The sequence below is a fragment of the Azospirillum sp. TSH100 genome, assembly GCF_004923295.1.
Taxonomy (GTDB): domain Bacteria; phylum Pseudomonadota; class Alphaproteobacteria; order Azospirillales; family Azospirillaceae; genus Azospirillum.
Genome location: NZ_CP039636.1, coordinates 619,760 through 637,772, shown reverse-complemented (window position 1 = coordinate 637,772; position 18,013 = coordinate 619,760). Strand labels below are relative to the sequence as shown.

Here is an 18,013-nt window from a genome sequence, read left to right as displayed (position 1 = left end):
CCTAGAAGTTGCCTTACGCGAAAGCAGGCATCACGTTGCGGATGAAGAGCTCCAGGGATTTCTTCTTGCGCTCATGGCTGATGCCGGAGTCGATCCACATGCTGTATTGATCATAGCCCAGCGCCTTGTAGCCGGACAGGCGCGCGATCACTTCATTGGGCTGGCCGATGACCAGCTTCTCCCGCATGTTCTGCGGCGAGTACATCGGCATCTCCGCCTTTTCCTCGGCGGTCAGCGGTTCGATGAAGCCCTGGCGGATCGGCCGCTGGTTCTTGAACCAGGCACCGAAGGCGCAATAGAAGTCGCTCAGATCGCGCGACAGCCGCTCGGTCTCCTCGGCGGAGTCGGCGACGAAGGTGTGCTGCAACAGCATGATCTGCGGGCGCGGGATCTCCGGATGCGCCGCACAGGCGGTGTTGAAGCGCTCCATCAGGCTGGCGACCTCGCCATCGCCCGACGCCAGCGGCGTGACCTGCACGTTGCAGCCGTTGGACACCGCGAAATCATGCGAATTGGGGTCGCGCGCGGCGATCCACAGCGGCGGATAGCTCTGCACCGGTCCGGGCGCCGAGGTGGTCGATGGGAAGGACCAGAATTCGCCCTCATGGGCGTAATCGCCTTCCCAGAGCTTGCGGACGGTCGGCACCAGTTCGCGCAGGCGCTGGCCGGCGCCCCAGGCGTCCAGGCCCGGCATCAGCCGCTCATATTCAAAGGAGTAGGCGCCACGCGCGATGCCGACATCCAGCCGGCCGCCGGTGGCGATGTCGGCCAGTGCCGCCTCGCCGGCCAGCTTGATCGGATGCCAGAACGGCGCGATCACCGTGCCGGTCCCCAGCCGGATCCGGCTGGTCCTGGCGCCGAGATAGGCGATGTTGATGAAGGGGTTGGGCGCGATGGTGAACTGCATCCCGTGATGCTCGCCGATCCAGGCGGTCTCGAATCCCCCCTCCTCGGCGATCTGGACCAGCTCCGTCAGCTCGTCGAAGAGCTGGCTGTATGACTTGGCGGTGTCGTTCCGCTCCATATGGAGGAAGAGAGAGAATTTCATATCGGCTCTCGCTGTTCGGATGGTGTTTGGCGCGTTCTTCGGTCTCGGTCAGACGGCGCGCGACAGGGGTTGGACGGTTCCCGACACCTCGTCCCCGACATAGACGCCGAACTCGTCCTCGCGCCGTTCGGCGACATAGCGTTGCAGCATGCTGCGCACCGCGTCGCTGGGCAGCGTCGCCCAGGGGATCCCGTCGAAGGCAACCAGTCGCGCCCCCTGCCCCATCGACGGCCCGTCCAGCAGCTTGCCGCGGTAATAGATCGATACCCGGCGGTCATTGTCCTCGTCGAAGACGGCGAACAGGAAACTGAGATCGGCGGCGGCGCCCAGCCCCGCCAGCCGATGCAGCAGCCCGTCGGAACGGCCCGGCTTGCCCAGCGTCTCGGCGGTCGGCAGGGCGAAACCGCCATTGGCGGTCTCGACCAGCAGGATTTCACCGTCCCGTTCCAGGATCGCGCCCACCAGCGTCTGCCGGCCACGCGCCTCCATCGCCTTCTGCTCAAGGCCGAAGGTGACATAGGCGCCCCGGCAATAGCCAAGCGGGTTCACGGGGGCATGGCCGCAGCCGCGCACACGGCCGATCAGGATCACATGGTCGCCGGCATCCACCGTCTGGTGCATCGAGCAGTCGAGCCAGGCGGAGGTTCCGGCGAAGACCGGGTTCCCGGCCGGGCCGGGCCGCCAATCCACCGTCGCGAACCGGTCCTCGACCTTGGACGCGAAGGTCCGCGACACGTCGCGCTGGTCTTCCGCCAGGATATTGACGGCGTATCCGGCCGCGGCCTCGAACACGGGCCGGGTCGCGGCGGTCTTGGCGAGGCAGACCAGCACCAGCGGCGGGTCCAGCGACACGGAGGTGAAGGAGTTCGCAGTGAAACCACGCGGCTGGCCCTCACCGTCGATGGTGGTGACGACCGTCACGCCGGTGGCGAAGGCGCCGAGCACATTGCGCAGTTCGCGAACGTCGATGCTGTCCATGGGCAGGCTGTCCTCCTCTGGCGTGTTGGGCGCCTCAATGCGTGTCGGGCTTTTCGCTTGGTCAGACCGCGGCGGCGTCGAGGAAATCGCGCAGCACGGCGTTGACCCGATCCGGCGACACCAGCGCCATCATGTGACGTTCGTCGGACAGCGAGAGCGCGTGTCCGTTCGGCGTTTCCATCGCCATGCGTCGCGACATGGCAGGGGATGAATTCAGGTCGAGATCGCCCGTCAGATAGAGGACGGGCATGGTCAGTGTGGCGAGCCGCCCGACATGGGCACGATCGCCCGATGCGAAGATGCGGTAGGCGCGGGCGTAGCCGACCGGATCGGCGTTCTCCAGCCAATCCCGCACCATTTCGACCTTCGGAACCAGATCGGGAGCCGGCGCATCGCCGAACCAGCGGCCGAGCGCCCGATCGGCGGCGCTGTGCGGACCGACCCGGTCGATCTCGGCGGCGCGGGCGAGCACGGCGGTTCGCTGTTCGTCGGTGCGGTCATAGACGGCGTTCAGCGCGACCAGCCGGCGGACCCGTTCGGGATGGGCGACGGCGAAGCCTAGCGCGACCAGCGCGCCCATAGAATGGCCGACGATGTCGGCTGCATCGATGCCAAGATCGTCGAGCAGCCGGGCCAACTGGGCGACGAAAGCATCCAGCCCGCCGTCGACCGCCTCCAGGCCGCTGGCGCCATGGCCCAGCATATCATAGACGATGACCCGGCGGGTGCCGGCGAAGGCGGCGATCTGAGGCTCCCACACCTCCTTGCACAGGCCGACTCCGTGGATGAAGACCAGGGGTGCACCCCGCCCTTCCCCCTGCCCATCCCCCTGCCAAACGTCGCGGTAGGCGGTCACTCCGGCCATCGGGGAGTTCGCCGCCATGGGGGCCGCCGTCGCGACGGTCCCCCTCTCCCGACCCGGGTCAGGCATTGGTGCCGCCGAGATCCTTGAGGTCCTGATAGCGGTCACCGATCCGGTGATGCGGACGGCCGCCGATCGATGCGCCGAGCGCCACCACCACCTCGTCGGGGGCCGGAGCGTCGAGGATCGAGAACTGAATGGTCAGGTAGTGCGAGCGCATCCCCTCGTCATACTTGTGCATCAGCGGAATGACGACCGGGCAGTTGGCGCCGCCCCGCGTGTTGGTGAAGCTGAGATAGCTCTTCGCCCCGACGGCGTTACGGTAGTGGTTGCCGAACCGTAGGGTGTGGATCAGGGCCGAGGCGTGCTCCAGTTCGCCCGACGTGCCGACGACCGCCGCCTTGCCATAGCCTTCCACCGCCTCGCCGCCGCCGGCCGCCTTCAGAATCTGTGCCGTCAGGAGCTCGCCCAGCACCGGGGCGATCGCATGGATTTCCGGCTTCAGATCTTCAACGTACCCGCGACCGGCCCATGGGTTCTTCAGAACGGCCGCCGCCGCGATCAGCGTGAAGGGCTTCTCGGCTTTGCGCCCGCCTTCGATCAGCGTGTCTTCCACATAAAGGACGGTCTTTCGAAGCTCCAAAACCATGTCGGTCTCCATGAAAGCCTGAGCGTCAGGCATAGATCCTCGTCATCTCGTATTATGGTATACCATCATACGGCGGTGCGGATCAAGCTGGATTTGCGAATCATCAGGGAGCCGAAGCTTCTGCCGTTCGGACTGCTCTTCCGAAGGGTTCCGAACCACGAAAGGTGCAGGGAAAGAGCGGCCGGCCTGACCCGACAACCCTTGCATTTCCATAATATGGTATTATGGTATACCGAAATGCGATCACGGCCTGAACCGCTTCGGCCATCTTTGAATGAAGGGTGGATTCCGTGTTATGCAGCGTGGTTGGACAGACGAGAGAACAACCCAATGAGCGATGGATCGCCGTCCCTTAAAGTTGACCGCGAAATCCGGACGCTACGCACCCTTGCCCTTGAAAAGCTGCGGGACGCCATTGTCAGCATGCAGTTCAAGCCGGGCGACCGTCTGGTCGAGCGTGCGCTGGTCGAGCAGTTGGGCGTCAGCAGGACCGTCGTCCGTGAGGTTCTGCGGCATCTCGAAACGGAGGGGCTGGTCGAGAATATTCCGCATCAGGGTCCGATGGTCGCCCGCCTGACGGATTCGACCGCACGGCAAATCTACGAACTGCGTTCGATCCTGGAAGGGTCGGCGGCGCGGGCCTGCGCCGAGAGCGCATCGGACCAGGACTTCGCAAGCCTCGACGCAGCCTTGCAGGACATCCGACGAGGCTATGAGCAGCACGACATCAAACAGGTCCTGGACGCCACCACGCGCTTTTACGAGATCATGTTCCTCAGCGGCGGGAAAGACGTCGCCTGGGACATCGTCCAGACGCTGAACGCGCGCATAACCTACCTGCGGGCGATGACGATCAGTTCAACCGGCCGCAACAAGAACGGCCCGACGGAGTTGGAACGTATTCTCGCCGCCCTGCGTGCACGCGATGCCGACCAAGCGGAGGCGACCTGTCTGGCGCATGTCAAGGAAGCCGGAGCGATCGCGCTTCAGGTGCTGCGCCAGGAAATCCCGATGGACAAGGCCATGACTTTCCCATCCTGAAAACCCGCCGCCAGCGACGTGTATCCCCGCCAAAAGGCCGGTCCTTACAAGGAGCGCGATGATCTGGACACGAGTGAACCTGCATCCGCCGTTACGCACAAGGAACGGAGCCTGATTGCCTCCAGCGCATGTTTCCTTGCCCAATTCACCTCGGCGTTTCCATCCTGGCGCTTCCACGACATTGTCCCAAAACCATCCCGAATGCAAAATTATCGACAATAGGAAGCCTGCCGAGCGTTTGCTCGGCAGGCTTTTCTGATTTGGGTGCGGGGGCAGGATTTGGCCTTTACAAAACGCATCGTAAGGCTTCGTCGCGGCATCTTGATCTGCACCCGTTCAAACGGCCATGGAGAGGCGGCAGAACTGAGTGGTCATGACGCAAGGCCCATATTCCCTGATATGTCCCTCAAGCGGCTTCGCCATGTGTGGACGGCTCCACTGAGCTGGTTTATTCGACGGCGTCAGCTTGCCACCGATCCCAGAAGGTTGAAGGGCCGTCCACCACATCACCTCAGAGTGCCCAAGAACCACCAATCCGGGGCGGGATCATGCGCGTATCCGCTCCAGCAGCACTGAGGTTTTGGTTTCGAGATCCGCACTGTCGTCCTTCAGGCGGACGATGCACTCCTGAAGCCTGCTGACGTCCTCATCGGTAGACCGGACCATCGCGCCAATGTTCGCGGCAGCCTTGAAGACGTGCCTGCTTGACTCAGCAGCCCGGTCCAGATTTGCCGAGATCCCCCGTACGACGGCCGATTGTTCCTCCACAGCCGTGGCGATCGAGGCCGCCGCCAGTCGAGCGCCGTCGACCATGTCAACGACGGACCGGACGGCGGTGCCCGTTCTCCGCGTCTGATCGTTGATTGTCGCAATCACCTGGGCGATGCGGTCCGTCGTGAAGGCGGTCTGGCCGGCCAATGCCTTGACCTCCGACGCCACGACGGCAAATCCACGTCCCGCAGCCCCGGACCGCGATGCTTCGATGGCGGCGTTCAGCGCCAGAACATTCGTCTGGGTCGCAACAGCCCGAATGGCGTTCACCGCGCTGCTGATTTCCCCGAGATTCTCCATCAGGATGTCCGTCGCCGCGCCGGCCGAGCGCGCAGCCCCCAGCACGTCGTCGACAGCAGAATCGACGAGCCCGGCCTTCCCGCCAATGTCCCGAATGGTCTCCGACAATGCCTGGACCATCCGCGCACACTCGTCGGCGCCCTCGTGGGCTTCGCGGGAGACGGCCTCCACACCCGCGGCTTCGGTGACCGTGCTTTCGGTGCGACGATGCAAAGCCCCGGCGAAATCCGACAAAGTGTCCACCGCACCACCCAACGAACCGATCATGCGCAGGGTGGTGGCCTCCAGCCCGTCGGCCAGCGAACGGGTCTGCTGCGTAACGTCCAGCTTCAGCCGATCGCCGTAGCGACGGACGATCGCGCCGCGGTCGATCGTGGAGTAGATGTTCAGAACCTGCACCAGCAGGGTCTGTTTCTCGGTCCGACGGCGGAAAAGCTCCATCCCGAAGGCGCCAATGGCGTTCAGGGCACCGGTGTAGGCGTCCGTGGTGTAGAGGAAAGGGTCGAGTTCCAGACGCCGCAACGCCGCCAATATGCCGTCATGACTGTCGTCCAGCCACGAATTCAACACATCCCCCGACCACATGCGGATGAAGGAAGTCCGCTGGCAGTCCCGGATCCGGTCGGCGGCGGCGGGAAACTCCCCCATCGCCGCCGACGGGACGGCCGGCGCCAGTCCCCTGACCATCTGATCGACGATGCGGTCGACCTGCCCTCCGAAAGGTTTACCGAACTCCCGCAAAAGCGCCCGGTGGCGATCGGTTAGTCCCAAGGCTTTCGCCCGTGCCTCCAGGCGGTGGTCCGTGTGTCTTTCAGGGTGTTCCATGGTCTCGCTCGATCGGGATCACGTCACGGGGACGAGGCGCCTCTCCGGTCCATCGACCGGCGCCCGTCAGCCGTGAATCCGTGCCGGAAGGCCGTTCACCTGCCGCAGCAGATCATCCGCGGTCGCGGCCACGCCGTAGACGTAATGGTCCGGACGTATGATCGCGGCGACACAGCCGTGCCGGCGGAACCAACCCACCACCACACCGTCCGCCTCCTGCAGGGCATCCTGCGGCGGACCGGAATCCCGGTCGGCCAGAATGCCGACGACACGCGGCGCAAGGCGCTCGATCGCGGCTGCCGGAAGTTTCGGAGGCGGCAAGATCTGGGCATCGAACACGATCCGCCAGCCGCTGCCGCAAAGATCGTCCATCCGGACCGGCTCAGGACCAGCGACGATCCATGGCTGCGGAAAAAGCGTCCCGTTCGCTGGGTGGGCATCCGGCGATATCAGCCCGCCTTCCAGCGCCGGCTGGATGTTCTGCCGCGGCTCGCTGCGGATCGTGCCGCCGCTGGCGGCGATCAGGTGGGCATCCCGTTCGCGGGCCTTCGCAACGTCGCGTTCACAGATGAGGGCGCCGATCTCCTTGAGCCGTCCGGTCAGACGCCGGACGTGATGGCTGCGTTCGATGCCATAACTGTCGAGCAGCCGGTCGTCGGCCTGCCCGGCCAGGACGGCGCGCAGCTTCCAGGCCAGATTGGCGACGTCCCGCACTCCCTGGCACATGCCCTGCCCGAGAAAGGGCGGCTGCTGGTGCGCCGCATCGCCGGCCACGAAGACCCGCCCGCGCCGCCAGTCCCGCGCCACGAGCGCATGGAACCGGTAGCTGGCCTGTCTCCAGAGCTGGCCGTCCTCGGGCGTCAGCCAGCGTGACAGCAGCTCCCAGGTCGCCGTCTCGGTCGCCATCTCCCTGGGATCCTCGCCGGGCAGAAGCGAGATTTCCCAACGCCGATGATTCTTCGGGCCGATCACGTAGGTGCAGGGCCGTTGCGGTTCGCAATACTGGACGCTGACGGGCGGCAGCTTCGCCAGCCCCTGCTCGTTGACCAGCACGTCGACGACCAGCCACGGTTCGTCGAAGATCAGATCCTCCAGGTCGATCCCGACAAGCCGGCGCGCCGTGCTGGAGGCACCGTCGCAGGCGATCACATAGCGTGCCCGCACCCGGTGGGCGGTGCCGTCGTCACCGGTCAGGTCCAGCGTCACCGGCTCTTCGGGCCGATCGCCATCCTGATGGAGATCGGTCAGTTCGCAGCCGAGAGCGACCTCCACCGTCTTCCGGTTCCGCGCCGCCTCGCGCAGGATCGCCTCCACCGGCGGCTGGGTGAACACCAGCGACGGGGGATGGGCCAGGGGATAGGGCGGATCGACCATTGTGAAGCGTTTGATGAGATCGCCGTCGACGCCGTAATATTCCGACGGCGTGAAGGGGGCCGCCCAGGCCGACACCGCGTCGGCGACCCCGATCTGCTGGAACACGCGCATGATCTCGTGGTCCAGCGCGATCGCCCGCGGCTTGTCGTAGACCTCGCGCTGGCGGTCGCAGACGAAGACCGTCAGACCATACTGGCCCAGCAGGTTGGCCGCCACCGCTCCGGAGGGGCCGAAGCCGACGATGGCGACGTCGTAAACCGCGCTTGCATGACCTCCACTCATCGGGCCGGCTCCTGTTCGTCACGGATGGTGGTGGCCAGCAGCCCGATACCGTCGATCTCGACCTCGACGCGGTCGCCGTCGCGCATCCAGACCGGCGGGTTCCGCGCAAAGCCGACGCCGGCCGGCGTGCCCATGACGATCACGTCGCCGGGTTCGAGCGTCAGGCATTCGGTCAAAATCGCGATGGTTTCCGCCACACCCCAGATCATCGATGCGGTGTTGGCGTCCTGCATCACCTCACCGTTCAGCCGGCACTGGATCCGCAGGCCGGCCGCGCCCGGCGGCAGTTCGTCGGCGGTGACGAGATGTGGGCCGAAGGCGCCGGTTCCGTCGAAATTCTTGCCGATCGTCCATTGCGGGGTCCGCTTCTGGTAATCGCGCACCGAGATGTCGTTGAAACAGGCGTAGCCGAACACAAGCTCCAGCGCCCGGTCCACCGGGACATGGCGGCCGGACTTGCCGATGACCACCGCGAGTTCGGCTTCGTAATCGAGCTTTTCCGACACCCGCGGACGGATTCCCGGCTCGTCGGCGGCGATCAGCGATGTGGCGCCACGCAGGAAGAACCAGGGATAGTCGGGCTTCTCCCGGCCGCCCTCCTTGGCATGATCGAAATAATTGAGGCCGAGACAGACGATCTTGCCGGGACGGGGGACCACCGGCGCGAGTTTCAGGCCCGAGGCCGCGATGCGGCGAGCGTCCGACGCCAGCGCGGCCTCTCCCGCCGCCACAAGATCGGCCCCGGAGGCCAGCGCTTTGGTCAGATCGGCGGGGATGTCCGGCCGCAAGGCGTTCAAGTCGATCACGGCGTCGCCGTCGAGAACGCCAATCCGAGTGGTCGTGGCGGATCGGAAGGAAACGAATTTCATGGTGAGAGGTTCTCTGTCGGAGTTGGGAGAAGACGTGGCGGCGGCCGGTCAGAAGGCGGCGGGCGGCATGAAACGGATCGCCTGCTGGGCCTCCTTGATCGCCGGCGTCGGCGGCTGGCCGATGCCCCATTGGTCGATCCGTCCCGGCGGCCAGGTCCAATCCTCCGGCCCGCCGGTGGGGTAGCTGTCGTCGACCTGGAGCACCTCGGCCGTGTATTCGATGACCACACCGAACGGGCCGACGAAGTAATTGAAGGCGTTGTTGCCCGGCCCGTGACGGCCCGGCCCCCATCCGACCGGATAGCCGGCGTCCTTCATGCGCCCTCCTCCCCTCATCACGGAATCAAGGTCGGGCATCAGAAAGGCGATGTGGTTCAGGCTGTCGCGGTCCGAATCGCCGAAGGCAACGCAATGGTGGTCGCTGTCGCAGCGCAGAAAGGCCATCATCCGCGTGCGGTCGGACAGCGTGAAGCCGAGGGCGCGCTCGAAAAAGTCCTGGGACCGCGAAACGTCGTGGCTGTTGAGCACCACATGGGCAAGACGGACCGGACGATCGGGAACAGCGGTCCCATCAGCGGCATGCTCCGTGTCACCATGGACGAAGCGGAAGATGCGCCCGTCCTGGTCGGCGATGGTCAGGGCCATGCCGCCTCCCGGTTCGGTGACCGGCGCCGCCGGTTGAAGGACGCGCCCACCGGCCCCGACCGTCCGGTCGGCCAGCACAGGCAGGACGTCGGCGCTGCGTGCCCGGAAGGTGACGTTGCGGATTTCCGCCCGGTCTCCCAGGTGCAGGGCCAGGAGATGATGGGCCGGGCCGCTGCCGCGCAGATAGACCGCACCGTCCCGCCGGTCCGCCACGGCGAGGTTCCACACCTCGGTATAGAACCCCGCCGCAAGGTCGGGATCGGGCACGTTCAGCGCCACGCTGCGCAGCGCGGCGACGAAAGGTGATGTCATGGGAATGTCCTTTGAGCGAGACCCAGAAAGCGCTCGGCATTGCGATGACGCAGCAGCGCCAGCGTGTCCGCGTCGAAGCCGGCGTCGTCCAGACTGGCCAACGGGGTGGAATCCTGGAAATTGAAGGGATGGTCGGTCCCGACCATCAGTTGCGACGCGCCGAACAGTCCGGTCAGATGGCGGAGAGTCGCCGCATCGAAGACAAGGGTGTCGAAGAACAGCTTGCGGGCCTGTTCCGCGGGGGATGTGTGAAGGCTGTCACGCAGGGCCGGAAACACCTGCCGCGCCCTCTCCAGCCGGGGCAGCAGCGATGCGAGCGTCCCGCCGCCATGGCTGAAGGCGATGCGCAGAGCGGGGTGCCGGTCGAGCAATCCGGCGGTCAGCACCGACGCCGCGGCAAGGCCGACATCGCTGGGATAGGCCAGCACCTGCTGCAACGCTGCGGGTCCGACCAGCCGGTCCATCCCGGTCGGACGGACGGCATGGACGAACACCGCCGCACCCAGGGCCTCGCAGGCCTCGAAGAAGGGATCGAACCGCGGGTCGCCGATTGGAACGCCGTTCACGTTGCTGCCGATCTCCACCCCGACGAAGCCCAGCCGGGCCACCGCATGCTCCAGCTCCGCGATGGCAAGGTCGATGTCCTGCAACGGAACCGCGCCCAGTCCGATCAGGACGCCGTCGGCGCGTGACACCATGTCGGCGATCTGCTCGTTGATGTACCGCAGCAGTTGATGGGCATCCCGCGGGTCCAGCCAGTAGGACAGCAGTTCCGGCATCGGCGAGACAGCCTGCAGGGTGACGCCCATCTGCTTGAGGTCGGCGATCCGCTTGCCGACATCCCAACAGCGGTCCGACACGGTGCGGTAAATCCCGCCGTCGATCATCACATGACGGTGGCAGGCGTGCGCGGCGGCCATCGACGGCCAGTGCGCCGGCACCCGGCTGCCCAGATAGGCAGGAAAATGCTCCGGCACGACATGGGCGTGGACGTCGATGCCGCCGCCGGCGTGGCATGAACAGGGTGCGGCCAGCTCAGCCATGGCACAGTCCGGCGGCTTCGATGCCATGGATGCAGATTTCCTCGTCCTCGTCACCGGTGCCGCCGCTGGCGCCGGCCGCCCCGAGAATGCGTCCGTCGGGATGCTTGATCAGAACCGCGCCGGTCTGCGGCAGGAAGCGGCCCTGCGCCGTGGCGGCCAGGGAGACGAAGAAGTTCGGGTTGTCCGCCGCGCGCTGCCCAAGAAGGCGGCTCGACGCCCCCATGCCCACCGACGCCCAGGCTTTGCCGATGGCGATGTCGACACGGAACATGCTGGCGCCATCCTCCCTTTGGATCGCTTTGACATGTCCGGCCTCATCCAGCACCGCCACCGCCATCGCCCGGTAGCCCAGACGCCGCGACTGGGCGAGCGCTTCCGCGATGATCCGGTTGGCAAGATCGAGTGTCAGGCTGGTTGGCAGCGAGTCCGTCATCGGTTTCTCCCATGGAAAATGCTGTTGTCGGGGTTTTGGGTCCCTTAGAAGGTCCACCCGCCGCGCAGGGCCAGGCTCGTGCCTTGCGTGTGGCTTTCGGCACCGAAATCCTGGAGCAGGGTTCCCTGAAGCGTGAACGGGAAGCCGCGGCGCATGAAGTTGACGCTGAGACCGGCGGAATAGACGCGCGACCGGACGGTGGAGGTCAGGCTGGCCGCACTGTCATCCTGGATCTGCTGATAGAGCACCCCGACCGGACCGACAGTGAGATCACCGAAATGCTGGCCCAGTGCCGCCTCGATCTTCAGTTCCGTGCCAGTGTGGTAATGGGTGGTCGGGTTGGTGGTGTTGAAATCAACCCGGACCATCGACGAGGCCTCGAAGCCCGACGGCGAGATGTAGGTCACCGCCGCATGCGGGCCGAAGGTCCAGTAGTTGTTCCCCGGATTGAACAGCGTATGGCTGGAATAGGAGCCGACGGGAGGCTGGATCGCAACGCCGGTGTTCACGAACACATCGTCGAAATGCCATTGCAGCAGGAACGGCTCGATCGTTGTGTCGGCGAAGCCGGTCTTGGCGTCATGCAGCCCCATCGTGCCCCGGGGCGTGTGAACGTCGAAGCCGCCGTTGAAGGTCATGATCGGCTGGGCGATCAGGAACCCCCATTTCGCCCCCAGGATCTCGATGTCCGTCATCCGGATGTAGGAGGGGGTGGTGACGTTCACGAACTGGCCGAAATTGTTGTCGACCTTGTGCCCGGACTGATTGTAGAGGGCGGAATTGTAGGCGAAGACCGAACGCAGTCCGAAGGTTCCCCCCGGCGTCGACGGCGGCAGCATGCCGGAACCGAAGAATAGAATGCCGGTGGGGCTGGACCATTGATAATTCTCGGTCGCCCAGGCCGATCCGGCGGACAACATCGTCAGGCTGACAAGAGCAGCCTTCAACCATTTCCGCATTTGGCATTTCAGCATCGGGGGGTCTCCTTCCCTTGAAATCGATCATCGGCCGTCGTTGAGTGCGGCCATTCTTCTTGGTGGTGCGGCGTGGCGGGGGTGGCGCCCCGCGACGGGTCAGACGAAGCTGACCAGCATGCGTTCAGCCGGGGGGCGCGGGACCGTGAAGCGGATCGGCTTCCAGTCGGCCGCCGCCGGACGTTCCAGACAGCCCCCCAGCCAGGCTTCCATGTGCGGGTAGTCGCCGATCCCGATGCCCGCCAGCGGCACCAGGGACATCAGGGCGGCGATGTTGAGGTCGGCCACAGTGAACCTGTCGCCCAGCACATAGGCCCGCTGGGCGAGATGGGATTCCAGCACACGGAAGGGACGGTCGAGCCGGGCGATCATCTGCTGGAACTCCACCGGATCGCGGTCCGGTTCGGGGAACAGGAAGCGGTTGCAGGCCGCCAGCAGCAGCGGCTTTTCCACCTCGGTCACCGCCCAGAAGCTCCACTGGGTCGCCTGCCCCTCCTCCCACAGATCGGCCGGGGCCAGCCCTCCGCCGAATTTGCGGGCCAGATAGAGGTTGATCGCCAGGGATTCGAAGATCGCCCGTCCGTCATCGACCAGCACCGGCACCCGTCCGTTGGGATTGATCCGCAGGAACTCCGGGCTGCGGGTACCGCCATGCAGGAAATCGGTCGGTTCATGATGGAAGGGAATGTCCAGTTCCTTCAGCATCCACATCACGCGGTGGGCGCGCGACGCGGGCGCTCCATAGAGGGTCAGCATCAGATCGTTTCCTTGTTTTCTTATGGGTTTTCTTATGGGTTTTTGCAGACGTTTCCGGGGGGAACGGGGCGAAGCCGGGCGATCAGCGCAAGGCAGGCGCCGCCCAGCGCGCCCAGCACGCACCCCGCCAGGGCCAGGCTGTCGTATCCGAAGCCGTTGGCGAGGGTGCCGCCCAGGATCGGACCGATGGCGGCCCCGACCATCAGCATGGCCGGCGTCGATGCCGCGGTCCGGCCGCTCGGGTCCAGGGTCGCGATCAGGGCGAAGATGAAGATGTGGCCGAAGATGACCAGCCACACGAAGGCGATGGCGCAGACGGCATAAGGCAGGAAATCGGGCATCAGCACCGCCGCCGCGCCGCAGGCCGCATGCAGCGGCACGGCGCAGACCGAGACCGCCAGATGCGACAGGCGCCGTTCGAGCATCGCCGCCACCAGCGGCGCCGTCAGGTTGACGAAGCCGCTGACCAGCAGAACGAGGCCGATCCGGTCCCCGCCGAAGCCATGGGCGACACCGATGCGCTCGATGAAGCCGAAGATCATGGCCTGGGTGGTGGCCAGACAGGCGACACCCAGGAACACCAGCATCCGGACGGACAGCGGCGCGACCGGCGCCGTGCTTCCGCTGGTCATGCCATCCTCCCCGCTTGTGGCAGGGGCGGCGCCATGGCTGGGAAAGGCCAGGGCCGCAGCGATCGCGGCCACCGTCTGCAATCCGCCAAGGACCAGGAACAGCGCCCTCACTCCCTGGGTTTCCAGGGCTGCCGGCACCGTGGCGAAGAACAGGATGGCGAACACGGCCGTGCCCAGGTTGCCCAGCCCGAAGAACCGATGGGGGTTCAGGCTGCGGGCCATCGCGCCGTGGGTCATCGACAGCCCCCATCCGGCCCCGATCCCGGCGGCGAGATGCAGGGCGGCCATGGCGGCCAACCCGTCGACGGCCATCAGGCCGAAGAAGGATGCAGCCCCCAGCAGGAAGCCCACGGTCGCCGTCAGCCGGTTGTTTATGGTGCCGAGGCGACGTGATACCGTCAGGCTTCCGCCGAAAACGCCCAGGATGTAGGCGGTTACCAGCATGCCGGCCTGCTGGGCATCAAGATTTCGGCTCTGCATCAGCGAACCGACCCAGAGCGGCAGCGCCACCAGGTCGACCATGCCGCCGACATTGCAGATGATCAGCGCCAGGCTGCCGCTCAATGGATAACCCAAGGCGCCTGCCGATTTCCCGGCTTTGTCGGGGCCTGCTTTGTCGGGGAGGTGCGGCAATGTCGCGGCTTCCGATGTGTGCATGTGCGTGAATCTCCCCTCTCGCGCCCTTCGGAACGACGGGGCGACGGAAATAGGCCTCGCCGGTTCGGCAGCGGCCGATTGGCGGAAAGGCCGATTGGCGGTGTGGTCGAGCAAGGTTGGTTTGGCTGGAAATCGTGAAGAAGCGCATTGCCTGCGCCGGGGACGCGAAGCGTTGCTCTCCGTCTATCCGAACGGTGGCCGTCCGAAAGGTTGGCCATCCGATGGCTGGCCGCCGGATCGGGGCCGCCATCGGCGGTCGCCGTCTGGCTGACGGAACCAGACGCACACCCACCTTTTCACCGACGCTTGGAGGTGGCAGGCTCCATGGCTGTTGGGCCATTGTGGAGTCGAGGTGGCGGGCGTCCGGCGCTCCGCATCATGCTTCGGTTACGAATGGTTCGTGCTAGAAACACTGCACGATCTGGAAAATAGAGTCAACATTCTAAAAATGACGATCCGCAAATTGCCATCCGCCCCCTCCCCGGACACCCCGCCGCCCCCTCCCGCCCAGCGCCGTCCGAAGCAGGACCGCAGCAGGCGGTCACTGGAAAGGATGCTCCAGGCGGCGGAGGGGATCATTGCCTCGCAAGGAGTCGATGCCCTGACCGTGGCCGCGCTTCTGCACGATTCCCAGGTTTCCAACGGCACCTTCTATGCCCGGTTTTCAGGGAAGGAAGCTCTGGTCCACGCCGTCCTGGACCGCGCGCTCGGCCGGATGGAACAGACGATGGACATCGAATGCGCCCGGCTGGAGCGGGCGGATATCTCCCTGTCCCAGGCGATCGGCACCGTCACGGCCACGCTGGGACGCCAGTTCCGCGAAAGCGCCGGTCTGTTCGCATCGCTCATGCATCTCAGCCCGAACGACGTCGCCATCCAGGAGCGGGCGCTCCAGACCCACCGGCGCATCGAAACGATGATCCAGCGTGCCATCGAGCCGCGGCTGCCGCCGGCGAACCGGCCGCGGGCGGGCCGCATGATCGCCATGGCCCATCACGTCCTGTTCGCCGTGCTGTCGGAACGCATCACCGCCCGCCAGGAGGCGCTCAGCAAGCATCATGAGAGCTGGGACGACATGCAGGACGAGCTGGCGACCCTGCTGACCCGCTATCTCGCGGACACCGGCGGCGCGAAGACCGACGACGGGGAAGCCACCCTGGCCGAAGGCTGGCCGCCAGGCGCCGGCGCCGCTCCGGACGCGCCGCGATCCTGGATGCCCGCCGACCGGAACCGGGACGGGGAGGAGGATGGTGACGCAGAGGACGGCGGCACCGGCCGCAGGCTGAGCGCCTATTCCCAGCGCAAGCTCGACCAGATCCTGGCGGCGGCCCGGACGCTGTTCACCCGCCACGGCTATGGCACCACCAGCATGGTGCAGGTGGCGGCGGAGGCGAAGGTCGGCAAGGCGACGGTCTATTCCCATTTCGCCACCAAGGCGGATCTGTTCGCCGCCGTGGTCGCCGCCGAATCACGCAGCCGCCTCACCGAACTGGTGCCCCGTCCCGGCGACGGCGTACCGGAGACCCTGCGCCGCTTCGCCCGTCAGGCCTTCGAGCTTCTGCTGAATCCCGGCACCACGTCGAAGCTGAGGATGATCGCCGCCGAAGCCGAACGCTTTCCGGAGCTGGGGGAAATCTTCTATGCCGCCGGCCCGGCCCAACTGCAAGCGGCCCTGAGCGGATTCCTGGCCGATGCGATGGAGCGCGGCCTCCTGCGCCGCGAGGTGCCCCAGCTGGCCGCCGGCCAGTTCCTCGCTCTGATCTGCGGCGAGCTGCGCGTCCGCGAACTGGTGGGCACAGCGTCGGCGATCCCGCCCGCCGGCCGCGACCGGGTGCTGACCTCCGGTGTGGATGCCTTCCTTCGCGCCTACCGCCCCGACGAGGGGAGAAATCAGAACTGAACAGTATGGTTCAGTTTTTTGTTGACGCACCCAGCAAACCGCGCAATCCTCCCCTCCACGATCGGTCCGCGACGTTCCACCTGCGCAACAGCCCAATGTTCTTACGACGGTGGCGCGCGGATCCGACACGATCTTCCGAAAATCGGGGAGGACCCCATGACCAATGCCCACGCGGCCGAAGGCGGCCTGCGCTTTCCGGATTCTCTTGTTTTCCGCGGCTATGCGGCACCCGTCCGCATTGAAGGGGATGTGTACGACCTCGAGGTGATCGGCCGCATTCCCGAAGGGTTGAACGGCGCCTATGTGCGGGCCAGTGCCGACCACGCCTATCCGCCGCTGCATGGCAAGGACATCTTTCTGAACGGCGACGGCATGATCCACATGGTGCGCCTTGAGAACGGCCATGCCGATCTGAAGACGCGCTATGTGCAGACCGAAAAACTGAAGCGCGAGCGGGCTGCGCGCCGGGCATTGTTCGGCCATTACCGGAACCCGTTCACCGATGATCCGAGCGTGGCCGGTGTGGATTCCAACACCGCCAACACCTCTGTCCTCTGGCATGGCGGCCGGCTCTACGCCCTGAAGGAAGCAGCACTGCCGACACGGCTCGACCCCCGCACGCTGGAAACGCTGGGGCCGTGGAATTTCAACGGCAAGCTGACGGGCCGGACCTTCACCGCCCACCCGAAGATCGACCCAAAGACCGGCGAACTGATCGCCTTCTCCTACAACGCCTCGGGACAGGCGTCGAAGGAGATCGACCTGCACTGGATTTCTCCCGACGGCGAGCTTGTCCGGCAGGAAACCTTTGAAGCGCCTTATCCGTCGATGGTGCACGACTGTCTGGTTTCGCCGAACTACATCGCCTTCACCATCTGTCCGATGCTGTGCGACTGGGAGCGGGTGAAGCGCGGCGAACCCTATTTCATCTGGGATCCGAGCCTGCCGGTGATGGTTGCCGTCATCCCGCGCAAGGAAGGCGTGAAAGGCATCCGCTGGTTCCGCAGCCCGGTCGTCGGCATGGAAACCCACACCATCAACGCCTGGGAGGATGGCAGCGTCCTGCATCTGGACCATTTCGTCACCCGGTCGGGCTGGCTGTCGCAGTTCCCCCATGCCAGCGATCCCGATGCCCATGAACTGCCGCCCTTCGCCGAACGCTGGAGCGTGGATCTGGCATCGTCGGACGATGGCGTGTCCATCGAACGGCTGAACGAACAGGTCGGCGAAATGCCGGTCATCGATCCCCGCTATCTCGGGCAGAAGACGCGGCGCTTCTTCTTCGGAACGGCCAATCCGGCGCTCGGCCCCATGCTGGACTGGGGACCGAAGGGCCCTCCCTTCACCTGCCTGTGCCGGGCCGATCTGGAGACCGGCGAACTCGACTATTACTATGCGGGTCCGGACTCCTCGCCCGAGGAACCGCTGTTCGTACCCAAGAGCCCGGACGCGCCGGAGAACGACGGCTGGCTGATCTGCGTCGTCGGCCGGCGGGCGGAGAACCGCACCGATGTGGTGATCCTGGACGCCTGCGATCTGGCCGCCGGCCCGGTTGCGACCATTCGTCTGCCCTGCCGCATCCACGAGGGCTTCCACGGCACCTGGCTGCCGCCGCAGGCGGTCGGCGCCTGACGCCGCCCCGGCCGGCTCTGCCCTGAACCG

The 18,013-nt window shown here is 65.7% G+C and carries 16 protein-coding genes; 3 read left to right on the top strand and 13 right to left on the bottom strand.

The genetic code is table 11. From position 1 onward, the window contains the following. Positions 1 to 13: 13 nt before the first annotated feature. The 4 genes from E6C72_RS20425 to E6C72_RS20410 form a co-directional block, all read right to left on the bottom strand. Positions 14 to 1,048, bottom strand: coding sequence for an LLM class flavin-dependent oxidoreductase (locus tag E6C72_RS20425; RefSeq protein ID WP_109086993.1), 1,035 nt, complete (start codon positions 1,046 to 1,048; stop codon positions 14 to 16). A 48-nt stretch (positions 1,049 to 1,096) separates the two neighbouring features. Further along, positions 1,097 to 2,026 (bottom strand): flavin reductase, encoded by a 930-nt coding sequence (locus E6C72_RS20420; protein WP_109086992.1) that lies wholly within the window; start codon positions 2,024 to 2,026, stop codon positions 1,097 to 1,099. 61 nt (positions 2,027 to 2,087) lie between these two features. After that, the gene (locus tag E6C72_RS20415; RefSeq protein WP_247875834.1) at positions 2,088 to 2,909 is read right to left on the bottom strand and encodes an alpha/beta fold hydrolase; all 822 of its coding nucleotides are present in this window, start codon (positions 2,907 to 2,909) and stop codon (positions 2,088 to 2,090) included. A 40-nt stretch (positions 2,910 to 2,949) separates the two neighbouring features. Next, positions 2,950 to 3,537 (bottom strand): amino acid synthesis family protein, encoded by a 588-nt coding sequence (locus E6C72_RS20410; protein ID WP_109087039.1) that lies wholly within the window; start codon positions 3,535 to 3,537, stop codon positions 2,950 to 2,952. A gap of 330 nt (positions 3,538 to 3,867) precedes the next feature. On the opposite strand from E6C72_RS20410, the gene E6C72_RS20405 reads away from it, so the two are divergent. After that, entirely contained in the window at positions 3,868 to 4,578 is a 711-nt protein-coding gene (locus E6C72_RS20405) for a GntR family transcriptional regulator (protein ID WP_169055250.1), read from the top strand. Between the two features lie 546 nt (positions 4,579 to 5,124). Here the strand turns inward: E6C72_RS20405 and E6C72_RS20400 are convergent. The 9 genes from E6C72_RS20400 to E6C72_RS20360 form a co-directional block, all read right to left on the bottom strand. Further along, on the bottom strand, positions 5,125 to 6,474 hold the full coding sequence (locus E6C72_RS20400; RefSeq protein ID WP_109086990.1) for a methyl-accepting chemotaxis protein: 1,350 nt from the start codon (positions 6,472 to 6,474) through the stop codon (positions 5,125 to 5,127). 66 nt (positions 6,475 to 6,540) lie between these two features. Continuing rightward, positions 6,541 to 8,130 (bottom strand): bifunctional 3-(3-hydroxy-phenyl)propionate/3-hydroxycinnamic acid hydroxylase, encoded by a 1,590-nt coding sequence (locus E6C72_RS20395; protein WP_109086989.1) that lies wholly within the window; start codon positions 8,128 to 8,130, stop codon positions 6,541 to 6,543. Beyond that, entirely contained in the window at positions 8,127 to 8,999 is an 873-nt protein-coding gene (locus E6C72_RS20390) for a fumarylacetoacetate hydrolase family protein (RefSeq protein ID WP_136700815.1), read from the bottom strand. Before E6C72_RS20390 ends, E6C72_RS20395 begins: the two co-directional genes overlap by 4 nt. A 48-nt stretch (positions 9,000 to 9,047) precedes the next feature. Next, positions 9,048 to 9,956 (bottom strand): VOC family protein, encoded by a 909-nt coding sequence (locus tag E6C72_RS20385; protein ID WP_109865007.1) that lies wholly within the window; start codon positions 9,954 to 9,956, stop codon positions 9,048 to 9,050. Then, positions 9,953 to 11,026 (bottom strand): amidohydrolase family protein, encoded by a 1,074-nt coding sequence (locus E6C72_RS20380; protein WP_199228975.1) that lies wholly within the window; start codon positions 11,024 to 11,026, stop codon positions 9,953 to 9,955. Before E6C72_RS20380 ends, E6C72_RS20385 begins: the two co-directional genes overlap by 4 nt. Beyond that, a complete protein-coding gene (locus E6C72_RS20375; protein ID WP_109865005.1) occupies positions 10,992 to 11,432 on the bottom strand; it encodes a heme-binding protein in 441 nt (146 codons plus the stop codon). Before E6C72_RS20375 ends, E6C72_RS20380 begins: the two co-directional genes overlap by 35 nt. 44 nt (positions 11,433 to 11,476) lie before the next feature. Then, positions 11,477 to 12,406 carry a transporter gene (locus E6C72_RS20370; RefSeq protein ID WP_109865004.1) on the bottom strand — a complete coding sequence of 310 codons (930 nt, stop codon included), beginning with the start codon at positions 12,404 to 12,406 and terminating at the stop codon, positions 11,477 to 11,479. A 99-nt stretch (positions 12,407 to 12,505) separates the two neighbouring features. After that, a complete protein-coding gene (locus E6C72_RS20365) occupies positions 12,506 to 13,162 on the bottom strand; it encodes a glutathione S-transferase family protein (RefSeq protein WP_109865003.1) in 657 nt (218 codons plus the stop codon). Between the two features lie 32 nt (positions 13,163 to 13,194). Next, entirely contained in the window at positions 13,195 to 14,358 is a 1,164-nt protein-coding gene (locus tag E6C72_RS20360) for an MFS transporter (RefSeq protein ID WP_109865002.1), read from the bottom strand. Positions 14,359 to 14,899: 541 nt separating this feature from the next. Between E6C72_RS20360 and E6C72_RS20355 the strand changes: the two genes are divergently transcribed. Continuing rightward, on the top strand, positions 14,900 to 16,351 hold the full coding sequence (locus E6C72_RS20355) for a TetR/AcrR family transcriptional regulator (RefSeq protein ID WP_109865001.1): 1,452 nt from the start codon (positions 14,900 to 14,902) through the stop codon (positions 16,349 to 16,351). 156 nt (positions 16,352 to 16,507) lie between these two features. Continuing rightward, positions 16,508 to 17,983, top strand: a complete 1,476-nt coding sequence (locus E6C72_RS20350; protein WP_109865000.1) for a carotenoid oxygenase family protein — start codon at positions 16,508 to 16,510, stop codon at positions 17,981 to 17,983. Positions 17,984 to 18,013: the final 30 nt, after the last annotated feature.

Coding starts and splice junctions, on each gene's coding strand:
- E6C72_RS20425 (WP_109086993.1), bottom strand. CDS start 1,048: ATGAAATTCTCTCTCTTCCTCCATATGGAGCGGAACGACACCGCCAAG.
- E6C72_RS20420 (WP_109086992.1), bottom strand. CDS start 2,026: ATGGACAGCATCGACGTTCGCGAACTGCGCAATGTGCTCGGCGCCTTC.
- E6C72_RS20415 (WP_247875834.1), bottom strand. CDS start 2,909: ATGGCGGCGAACTCCCCGATGGCCGGAGTGACCGCCTACCGCGACGTT.
- E6C72_RS20410 (WP_109087039.1), bottom strand. CDS start 3,537: ATGGTTTTGGAGCTTCGAAAGACCGTCCTTTATGTGGAAGACACGCTG.
- E6C72_RS20405 (WP_169055250.1), top strand. CDS start 3,868: ATGAGCGATGGATCGCCGTCCCTTAAAGTTGACCGCGAAATCCGGACG.
- E6C72_RS20400 (WP_109086990.1), bottom strand. CDS start 6,474: ATGGAACACCCTGAAAGACACACGGACCACCGCCTGGAGGCACGGGCG.
- E6C72_RS20395 (WP_109086989.1), bottom strand. CDS start 8,130: ATGAGTGGAGGTCATGCAAGCGCGGTTTACGACGTCGCCATCGTCGGC.
- E6C72_RS20390 (WP_136700815.1), bottom strand. CDS start 8,999: ATGAAATTCGTTTCCTTCCGATCCGCCACGACCACTCGGATTGGCGTT.
- E6C72_RS20385 (WP_109865007.1), bottom strand. CDS start 9,956: ATGACATCACCTTTCGTCGCCGCGCTGCGCAGCGTGGCGCTGAACGTG.
- E6C72_RS20380 (WP_199228975.1), bottom strand. CDS start 11,026: ATGGCATCGAAGCCGCCGGACTGTGCCATGGCTGAGCTGGCCGCACCC.
- E6C72_RS20375 (WP_109865005.1), bottom strand. CDS start 11,432: ATGACGGACTCGCTGCCAACCAGCCTGACACTCGATCTTGCCAACCGG.
- E6C72_RS20370 (WP_109865004.1), bottom strand. CDS start 12,406: ATGCTGAAATGCCAAATGCGGAAATGGTTGAAGGCTGCTCTTGTCAGC.
- E6C72_RS20365 (WP_109865003.1), bottom strand. CDS start 13,162: ATGCTGACCCTCTATGGAGCGCCCGCGTCGCGCGCCCACCGCGTGATG.
- E6C72_RS20355 (WP_109865001.1), top strand. CDS start 14,900: ATGACGATCCGCAAATTGCCATCCGCCCCCTCCCCGGACACCCCGCCG.
- E6C72_RS20350 (WP_109865000.1), top strand. CDS start 16,508: ATGACCAATGCCCACGCGGCCGAAGGCGGCCTGCGCTTTCCGGATTCT.